A 9,796-nucleotide genomic window follows, 5' to 3' on the forward strand; every position below is an offset into this window, starting at 1 on the left:
CTTAAGCACCTGCCAGATGTAGATCGATAGTGCAAATTTTCTTCTATTGCGTATAAAGCAATAGTTGGTGTTGGTGAATCAAGGTATGAAAATAAAAAGTGAATAATCTCAAGTGTTTGTTATTCAATAGTTTAGAAATTACCAACAAATATAAATCATACCCAAAATCAGCAACGCCCAATAGTTAATTTATTTCCTTAAGCACCTGCCGGATGTAGATGGATAGTGCAAATTTTCTTCTATTGCGCATAGAACAATAGTTAACTCATTTCCTTAAGCTCTCAAGTCAGAGAGTATGAGCCGTGAAATTCTGCATTGGAGAAAAATGCTCAAACCTTGCTATAACAGCTATAATAATAATTTTACGAAAAAGGTACTCTGCACAGTTTTGGCTGAAACAGTCTACTACAATCTATCTACCACTTATCACCTTCAATATTTTGAAATTTTTGCTGTTCTTGGTAAACCAATTACTGTATTTTTCACAAAGAAAAATATATCTATTCCCAAAGGATAATTATTAAAGTTAGTTTGCCATTCTGACCAGAAAAATTCTGGTAAATCAGAGATAGAGATTTTTGTTTCTCCTAAAATCCCAGGTCCTGTTAATATTACTTTTTCCCCCGATTCTAAATCTAATCCTTGCACAAATAAAGTAGTTGATTTTTCCGGTTCTTCTGCTGTTCCATGATGAAAATTTGAAAGGTTGGGAATAGCATTAATATTCTTGATTATCGCAAAATCTGCAACTTGAGAATTATCAGTAAAACTACAACCTGTATGAAACAATAACCAAGCTTTTACATCTCGATCAAAATCTGAACTTAACCAAACTTTTGTTTCTAAATCTAACATTGTTAAACAGGCAGCAGCACAACTTATATTTAAGTCTGATGGTGGTGTTAAGTTGATATTAATTTGTTGCTGTTTTCCTGGATAAGATAAAGCATTGAGTAACGCCCGAAAAGTCATTTGAGAATCATCTACAATATCTGATAATCCTGGTAGTTTTGTAATCATAGAAAAATTTTTAGAAGAGTTTTCATTATCAATTATCCATTATCCATTGACTTCATTCATCCCCTCTTGCAAGGGTAAAGAAATTAACTTTTGTTGCCTCTGTTTGGCATTGTTGAATTTCTGTTTTGCGTTTGGCTTCTGCTTCAAGAAATTCAATAACTATAGACTGCACAATATCATGCCATTCTGGTAGCTGCATCAAACCATCGCATAATGCAGCAAGTTCCACATGACGATAAGATCGCCCAGCTATATAACCAAAACCTATAACCTCCTCTATTTTTAGAGTACAGCGAGTAATAGTCATCTCACCCAGATTAAAAATTTGTCCTGTACCTCCAGCACGACCTCGTACCATTGTCAGACCTATTTCTGGTGGCCTGATAAAACTGTATTCAGGCAAAGTCCCTATTTCTGCTACTTTTGCCTCTAACTGGTTTAAATCACTCTTGGCCAGGGTTGCCATCCACCTTTGTCGCATTTCTGTTTGAATGTCCATATTCTACTTTTAGCTCAATGTCGGATAGTTGACCCATTCTCTCGATCTAAATCTAAATGGTATTTAATGTTACGATAAAGGAGTGGTTGTACTGGAAACTTTTTCCTTATAATCCCTACCTACAGCATCTTACATGAAAGCTGTAGGCATCTGATATTTTCCGATCTTCCCCCCCCCCTAACTGTATTTTCAATTAGGAGAATGTGGGTATTTTTGATTTTGAGTTTTTGATTTATTGAGCAAGGTGAATTTATGCCATTTTCAATTGATACAGCCCGCAATATTTTCCCCAACACTTTATCTGCTGATGCAGTGCCAGCCACCATTGCCAGATTTAATCAGTTAAGTGCTGAAGACCAACTAGCTCTGATATGGTTCGCCTACCTGGAAATGGGTAAGACAATTACAATTGCTGCTCCAGGAGCTGCTAATATGCAGCTTGCAGAAATAACGATGAATGAAATTAAGAAAATGAGTTTCCAAGAGCAAACCCAAGTAATGTGCGACTTGACTAATCACTCTGATACTCCAATTTGTCGTACTTATGCTACTTGGTCTCCAAATATTAAGTTGGGTTTTTGGTATCAGCTTGGAGAATGGATGAATCAAGGACTTGTTGCTCCTATTCCAGAAGGATATCAACTTTCTGCTAATGCTTCTGCTGTATTAGGCACTATTCAAGGATTAGATTCTGGTCAGCAAATCACAGTTTTGCGAAATTGTGTGGTTAATATGGGATTTGATGTCAAAAACTTAGGTAGCTATACCAGGGTTTCTGAGCCTGTTGTTGCACCAAAAGATATGGCACAGAGAACTCAAGTAACTATTCAAGGTATTGATAATCCCACTGTCTTGAATTATATGAATAACTTAAATGCTAATGACTTTAATGCATTGATTGAGTTATTCACTCCTGATGGTGGCCTACAGCCTCCTTTCCGCAGACCAATTGTAGGTAAAGATGCTGTTTTACGCTTTTTCCAAGAAGAATGTCAAAACCTCAAGTTAATACCAGACCAAGGAATTTCTGAACCTGCTGATGATGGTTATACCCAGATAAAAGTTACTGGTAAATGCCAAACGCCTTGGTTTGGTGCTGGTGTAGGCATGAATATTGCTTGGAGATTTTTGCTTAATCCAGAAGGTAAAATTTTCTTTGTGGCGATCGACTTATTAGCTTCTCCTAAAGAGTTGTTAAATTTGGCTCGATAGAAATTGGTAGTTTAATTTTGTAACAATTAAAGCTAATTTTAGCAAAGTTATTTAACCAAAGAGCGCTTGTCAAATAGAGCGCTCTTTGGTTTTTTGAAAAAAAAATAAATGTCTAGACATTTTAGCATACCCCATTTGTTTGTAACAATTCACTTAACAATTGTTAATAAAACCTTATTATACTGACTCCTTTTATCTTTTCTTAAGTGCAATTTCATGGATAAATGCTATTATATTTAACAATTACATAAACAATCATAATCAAAATAAATTTTCAGCAAGATGATGCAGATTACTGATATTGAGTGGTCTACAACAGAAAAAAAGATTGCTCAAGCAGCTTTGGAAAAAGCTAAGGAACGAGAAATAGATGCTTTACTGACAACAGTGCGTCAACAGGCAACTGGAATTCAAGAGTTTAATGACTTATGGCATCTGCATGATTTTCTCAGTGCGAGAAGATATGATTTAGATGGAAAGTACGACTCTAGAAATGCAACTGTAATTTTTTCTCTAGCAGGTTTAGTCAAAGAGGGATGGTTGAAGGTCTCTGAGCTAGAAGGGTTAGATAAGGAAAAGATTACAAAAGTATCTGCTATGACTCGGATGATCTAATACTATTTCATCTGAACATACTACAAATAAAGGGCGGGTGATGAAATGAGCTTTGCTACCTTAGTCTAAACCTGTCCTTATTGTGGCAATATCAAGTTTTACTATCTGGTAAAAGTTTGGGTAATACGCGATCGCAACAAAATAAAGTACCTGCTGCTACACAAAGCGGAATACCTAAAAAATTAACTATAGGAATAGTAATTAAGGCTTGACAAATTAACCCAAAAGTTGCACTTGCTGGAAAACTACGACGCACCACTGTTAATTTCTCTCGGAATTTTAATTTTCTTCTCTCCAAAGGTCCATCAAAAAAGTCAAGACAAACAATAGAAGTTGTTAAAGCAATACCACCAATAGTTGCGATTAAAGAGCCTCCAGGAAAAAAGTTTAGTAGCAACATTGGTAACCCTATTCCCAGAAACAAAGCAATTTTTTTTAGCTCAAAAAGTATAGCTCGCCAAATATCCTTGATAGAGCCTAATACACCTGGAGGAGCTTCAGGTAATGTACCAGTTTTAATTTTTTCTAATTGTTCAGAAAGTTGACCATAAAAAGGTGAGCCGAGAATCACTCCAAATTGTACTAACAAAAATCCAATTATAAGGAGTAATATTATAAATATGATGAATTCTATAAACCAATCTAAGATATTGTCTAAATAACTTAAAAAATTTAACCAAGTTGGTAGTTGAGCAATAAAAGAATCAAAGCGCAAAGATAAACTATTAAAAATAGTCTCAGTCAAATTAATTCCCGGCAGGAGTAAACCAATATAAAGAATAATTCCCACCACAATATTAATCAAAATCGGAACAATTATATAACCTATCAATCTAGGATTTTTGACAAATATCATTAGGGCACGAAAATGGTAAGTTGCGCCTGCTACCAATCCTACAGGGGCTTCAAATATAGATAGTATTGATTTTGAATTTTGCTGTTTTACCATGAGTTGAAGAATTATATTAGTCAATAGTCAGCAGTTATTTCAGTTATCAGTTATCAGTACCGACTCCTGAAGTCAGACGCTTGAAATATTGAACTTTATTCTTTTAATTCCCTTAAAATGGGAAGTTCAGTACCTTATTTTTTGGTCAGGAAATATTAATTCATACCATCTCTTAAAACTATAGTAATTCCCAGAAGTAGTGAGGTACAAAATTTATTTGTTTTAGGAAATAAGGAGTAGTAATTATGGAAACAGGTAAGAGATTTGTCTCAGTTATTATCTGCAACATTTTACGACTTTATCAAATACACTAATCAGAGTCGGCAAGCGAATTTATAATATTAAGTTCTACCATATTAAGTAGCAAACTGCTGTATTAGTTCATTGCCTTTAGACCAGGAAGTTAGTATTGAGAGATTTAAGAATAATTAGGGCTTGCTGATTAAATATTAAAGGACTGACAGATATTTGTCTCAGCCTTTTTTGGTCGAAAAAAGTGCGCCTGTTTCGGTCTAAAAAGCTCAAAAAGCTAGTATTTTGGGATGATTATGGCAGAAAAATCACTCTTACAATTTTTACGACTACCTCCTCTATAATTTCCATTTCTCCTGCCTCCTGTCTCCTGTCTCCTGTCTCCCACCCCTACCAAAAGACTTTATTCAGCAGACTCTAATTAAAAGTATGGAAAACAAAATGACCTCGATCAAATAGTCTATATTCAATTCATTATTTATGAAACAGCTAAAAGCTAACTGCTAATAGCTGAATGCTTAGGTTTTAATCTCATCCCAGTATAAATCACTATACCAATTCAGTTTAAATGTGAAATAATTTCCTGAAATTACTGTCTTGTCAAAGTCTTGAGTCTATAAAATCTTACTTTTAACTTTTAACTTTTGACTTTTGACTTTTAAGTTCCGTGAAACAGTATAAAGTTTACAATTGACAAACCCAGCCATAAAGGTCAGTAACCTTCCCAGTTTTAATATCTTCCAATTGTTGTAAAATTTTGGGAGCATATTTACGTTCAGAAACAGGAGGTAAAATCATATCTCTACCTTGATAATTAATAGTAGAAATATGAGCAATAGTAGCAGCAGTTCCCATACCAAATGCTTCAGAAAGATTCCCTTCTTGATAAGCCTCTGCTACTTCATCAATAGAAATTAATCTTTCCTCAACTTTAACACCCATATCTCTAAATAAAGTTAATACACTATCTCTAGTAATTCCCGGCAATATAGTTCCAGTTAACTTAGGAGTAATAACCACATCATTAATAACGAAAGCCACATTCATTGTGCCACATTCTTCAATATATTTTTTCTCCTTCCCATCCAACCATAAAACATTATCATAACCCTGTTGTTTAGCCTCTTTATCTGCCAATAAACTACCACCATAATTACCAGCACATTTAGCTGCACCAGTTCCTCCTTCAGCAGCTCGGACATATTTATCAGTTACAATTAACTTTACAGCTTCAGAATAATAAGCACCTACCGGACAACTAATAATAATAAATTTATAACTATTTGCTGGTTTAAGACCAACCGATTCATCTGTGGCAAAATATATAGGTCGAATATATAATACACTGCCTGATTGAGTAGGAATCCAATCAGAATCTAACCTAATTAATTCTTTTAAACCATCAATAAAAATTTCTTCAGGAACAGGTGGCATACATAATCGAAAAGCTGATTCATTGATCCGTTTATGATTAGCTTCCGGCCGAAATAATAAAGGTTTTCCTGTCGGACTTCTATAAGCCTTTAAACCTTCAAAAACTGTCTGACCATAATGTATTGCAGACATAGAAGGAGACATAGGAATATTACCATAAGGAATAATTTTTACCTCTTGCCAACTACCATCTAAGTAGGTAGCAACTAACATATGGTCGGTAAATACTTTACCAAAAGGACTATTATTGATATCCTGTTCTCTAATCCGAGAGTGGCTAGTTTTTTCTATAGATATTTTAGAATTAACTATTTGCATTATTGTCTGGCTCCAGAATAGTAACTACAATTTTTCTAGAATACCATTAATAACTTAGTAGTTGCCAGTTATATCATGTTCGTTTGAATACTTATAAATTTTGAATACTTATAAATAACGTAGGGAGGAGTCAGGAGTCAGGAGTCAGGAGAGAAGAGGAGTCAGGAGTCGTAGGAGCGATTTGTAAATCGCCTGTACAGGAGTCGGGAGAGAAAGAGTAAATTAGAGGAAGTGAAAAATGTTTATTGTAACTGATTATCCGAACATGATATTATACCAATTTTATAAATGTTTGTTACAAATAACTAGGGGATTTTTTAGCAGTCAGGAGCCAGAATGAATAGCTTCGATAGCATTTCTTAGTTCATAACTTACCTTATTAGTCAAATAAACATTTCGTCTAAAATACTTTGGTAACCCTTATTATTCCTGACATTCTTTCTTCATTCTTGGTATTATGAGAAAATTTATAATAAAAAAATCACCATAAAATATGGAGATGGGTTAACTCTAATTGTAAGCATTCAGCAGTCAGCTAGTCTCCTGAATCGTAACTACGTTAACAGCTATTAGCTATTACTTTTGGCTGAGATAAAAACTTTATTAATTGAGCCATAATTAGGGTTTGCGCTCAAAAGTCTTTAGGGTGAGGGTAGGAGTCAGGAGACAGGAGACAGGAGACAGGAGAAACGGGAATTACAGAGGATTTGGTTGGATATTTTGCCCCTTGATTTTTCTGTCCTTGTCTGCCCAAAATACTAACTTTTTGAGCATGAAGAGCTGAAACAGTCGCACTTTTTTCGACCTAAATCAGCTTAAAACTTTTATCTATAAATGCTTTTAGATTTAATCACCAAGCCCTAATTAAATCTTACATTCATTTAAACCCCGTCCTTAAAGGCGGAGCATTATTGCTGAAAGCTGACAGCCAATAGCTGAATACTTACTTCTAATTGATGATTAAGTCTCATCTAAATTAAAGTCAAATACCCATCCCCATTTTAATTGCTTAACTTCAGATTAGTCATCATGCTTGGCAATAACCCAAATAGCATGAACAATACCACCAATATAAAAACCAAAAATAGTTAGGAGAAGATTAATCCAAAAAGCACCGCCTAGACCAACAGTTAAGAAAACACCTAAAGGTGGTAAGAATATAGCAGCTAGAATTCGTAGTATAGTCATTTTAGTTACTCCTGTAATTGTTAAACTATTGTTTTTTCAGTATATGGTAGTAGCCATAAAGGCTAGGAATTATAGAATAGCCAAAACAAGTCAGTATTAATAATTCACCTTCTTGCTTCTTTATTATTCCTTCTTTATATAACTTCAACTCTTAGTAGAACCTTTACCGAAAAATTTAGGAGGTTCTGCTAAAGTATAAACTTCCGTCTCAGTGGCGATCGCTTTCCGCAGATATTTCGGCACTTGCAACATTCCCAATAAAGTAGTCCCATCCAACATCCGAAACCCACCAGTAGTTTTTTCTGTGAGAAGTTGATCAATTTTTTCTGTACTAGGATGACTATCAATTATTTCTCTGGAACCCAGGACAAAACCCCAAGGTCGCCCATAAGTAGGAACATGACTGCTGTAGGATTGAACATAAGGAAATACCGCCTTCATTGTATTAACAATTCGAGCATGAAGTTTCATTTCTCCAGGGGAAACAGGGCCAGCTTGGACAACAAAAAATCCTCCTGGAGTAAGTACCCGCAGAATTTTTTCAAAATAGTCCTTAGTAAATAATTGAAATGATGGTCCCTCTTCAATAGGATCAGAAAGGTCAGAGATGACTACATCCCAACCTTCACGAGAAGTATCCAAAAATTCTAAAGCATCACCAATGACTAACTTGAGGCGAGGGTCATCAAAAGCATTCTTGTGCATCTCTGGCAAATACTGCCGACAAGCTTCTACCACTTCTCCATCAATATCAACCATGGCCACTTTTTCCACAGTTTGCCAACGTAAAACCTCTCGAATAGTAGCTCCCTCACCACCACCAAGAACCAGAACTCTGTTAGGAGATCCATGACAAATCATAGGAGGATGTACTAGAGGTTCATGGTATAAAAATTCATCCCCTGTACAAGATTGCCATTTACCATCAAGGACCAGTGCTTTACCATAAATACCTGTTTCTACAATGTACATTTCTTGATAAGCAGTTTTCTTGTAGGCAAGAATCTGAGTAATACCATGAACATAAATATCCCAAGGTGTGATATACTCACTAGCCCACAAATCTGCACCAACTTCACTACCAGCCATAAGACATACTCCTGGATAAAATATTTATCTAATAATATTGATACAGAATGTATTTCTTAGCACAAAATGGTTTTCTATTCCAACTAGATTCGGTAAGGAGTCTCCCGTTATAATCTCTGATTTAACGGTAGAGAACTTCACGCACATTGATATACAAATTTGAGCTTTTTACAGATATTATTAACTAAATCACCTAATTTTATCCGTATGATGAGAGTAATTTTACTCAAAATATCAAGACCAAAAACGATTTTTCCTAATTAAAATTATTGGGACTCATCAGTCAAGTCTTACTTTTGACTTTTGACTTAACAAGTTATAGCTTGTATTCAAGTATAATTCATTGAATAAGTTACTCTTCATCGTTATATGCAAAATCATACAACTAACAACTTCCCAAATATATCTTTCAATCAGTGGGATGCAGAACTGTACGAAAGTAAACATTCTTTTGTTTCTAACTTGGCATTAGATTTATTAGAATTGCTCAATCCCCAAATAGGTGAAAATATTCTTGACCTTGGTTGTGGTACAGGTCATCTGACTTATAAAATTACTACGAGAGGAGCAAAAGTTGTAGGAATTGATAATGCTCCTACTATGATTGAAGAAGCTCACCGTTGTTATCCAGATATTAAATTTTTAGTGGGAGATGGAGTTAATATTGAGTTGAAAGAAACATTTGATGCGGTGTTTTCTAATGCAGCACTTCATTGGATTAAAGAACCCAAAAAAGTTATGCATAATATTTGGCGTGTACTTAAACCAGGAGGTCGTTTCGTTACAGAATTTGGTGGAAAAGGTAATATTGAAACAATTATTAATGCTATTTATGAAGCTTTAGATGCTGCTGGTTATAGTAGTAATAAACAACTTAATCCTTGGTTTTTTCCCACTGTAGGAGAATATGCTACTCTCTTAGAATCAGAAGGTTTTTTGTTGACTTTTGCTAGGTTATTAGACAGACCAACTAAACTTGAAGATGGGGAATATGGTCTGCGTAATTGGATTAAGATGTTTGCAACTTGTTTCTTTGAAGGAATTATTGAAAAAGAGCAAAATATTATTATTGACGATATCGAAAATAGATTGCGTCCTCATTTATATAAGAAGGGAAAATGGATAGCTGATTATAAAAGAATTAGAATTATGGCTTTTAAGGAAGTTCATTAATGGATAATGGATAATGGATAATGGATAATGGATAATGGATAATGGAT

At 34.7% G+C, this 9,796-nt stretch carries 9 protein-coding genes; 3 read left to right on the top strand and 6 right to left on the bottom strand.

Annotation, left to right across the window (positions count from 1 at the left end):
- Nucleotides 1-432: 432 nt before the first annotated feature.
- Entirely contained in the window at nt 433-1,020 is a 588-nt protein-coding gene (gene phnH, locus ACP6PL_RS03080) for a phosphonate C-P lyase system protein PhnH (RefSeq protein ID WP_426542416.1), read from the bottom strand.
- Between the two features lie 52 nt (nt 1,021-1,072).
- Entirely contained in the window at nt 1,073-1,519 is a 447-nt protein-coding gene (gene phnG, locus ACP6PL_RS03085; RefSeq protein ID WP_426542418.1) for a phosphonate C-P lyase system protein PhnG, read from the bottom strand.
- A 252-nt stretch (nt 1,520-1,771) separates the two neighbouring features.
- On the opposite strand from phnG, the gene ACP6PL_RS03090 reads away from it, so the two are divergent.
- Complete coding sequence (locus tag ACP6PL_RS03090) at nt 1,772-2,731, top strand: orange carotenoid protein N-terminal domain-containing protein (RefSeq protein ID WP_426542420.1); 960 nt, start codon at nt 1,772-1,774, stop codon at nt 2,729-2,731.
- Nucleotides 2,732-3,013: 282 nt separating this feature from the next.
- The gene (locus ACP6PL_RS03095) at nt 3,014-3,346 is read left to right on the top strand and encodes a hypothetical protein (RefSeq protein WP_426542422.1); all 333 of its coding nucleotides are present in this window, start codon (nt 3,014-3,016) and stop codon (nt 3,344-3,346) included.
- Between the two features lie 91 nt (nt 3,347-3,437).
- Here the strand turns inward: ACP6PL_RS03095 and ACP6PL_RS03100 are convergent, their stop codons facing one another.
- From ACP6PL_RS03100 to speE, 4 genes are all read right to left on the bottom strand, one after another.
- On the bottom strand, nt 3,438-4,319 hold the full coding sequence (locus tag ACP6PL_RS03100) for an EI24 domain-containing protein (RefSeq protein ID WP_426542424.1): 882 nt from the start codon (nt 4,317-4,319) through the stop codon (nt 3,438-3,440).
- Nucleotides 4,320-5,231: 912 nt separating this feature from the next.
- A complete protein-coding gene (locus tag ACP6PL_RS03105) occupies nt 5,232-6,299 on the bottom strand; it encodes a branched-chain amino acid aminotransferase (RefSeq protein ID WP_426542430.1) in 1,068 nt (355 codons plus the stop codon).
- A 1,020-nt stretch (nt 6,300-7,319) separates the two neighbouring features.
- The gene (locus ACP6PL_RS03110) at nt 7,320-7,487 is read right to left on the bottom strand and encodes a YqaE/Pmp3 family membrane protein (RefSeq protein WP_426542446.1); all 168 of its coding nucleotides are present in this window, start codon (nt 7,485-7,487) and stop codon (nt 7,320-7,322) included.
- Between the two features lie 144 nt (nt 7,488-7,631).
- The gene (speE, locus tag ACP6PL_RS03115) at nt 7,632-8,576 is read right to left on the bottom strand and encodes a polyamine aminopropyltransferase (RefSeq protein ID WP_426542448.1); all 945 of its coding nucleotides are present in this window, start codon (nt 8,574-8,576) and stop codon (nt 7,632-7,634) included.
- A gap of 369 nt (nt 8,577-8,945) precedes the next feature.
- Between speE and ACP6PL_RS03120 the strand changes: the two genes are divergently transcribed.
- Nucleotides 8,946-9,749 carry a class I SAM-dependent methyltransferase gene (locus ACP6PL_RS03120; protein WP_426542450.1) on the top strand — a complete coding sequence of 268 codons (804 nt, stop codon included), beginning with the start codon at nt 8,946-8,948 and terminating at the stop codon, nt 9,747-9,749.
- Nucleotides 9,750-9,796 lie beyond the last annotated feature (47 nt).

Origin of the sequence: Dapis purpurea BLCC-M126 (assembly GCF_050015975.1) — a bacterium.
In the GTDB taxonomy this organism is placed as follows: domain Bacteria; phylum Cyanobacteriota; class Cyanobacteriia; order Cyanobacteriales; family Microcoleaceae; genus Trichodesmium.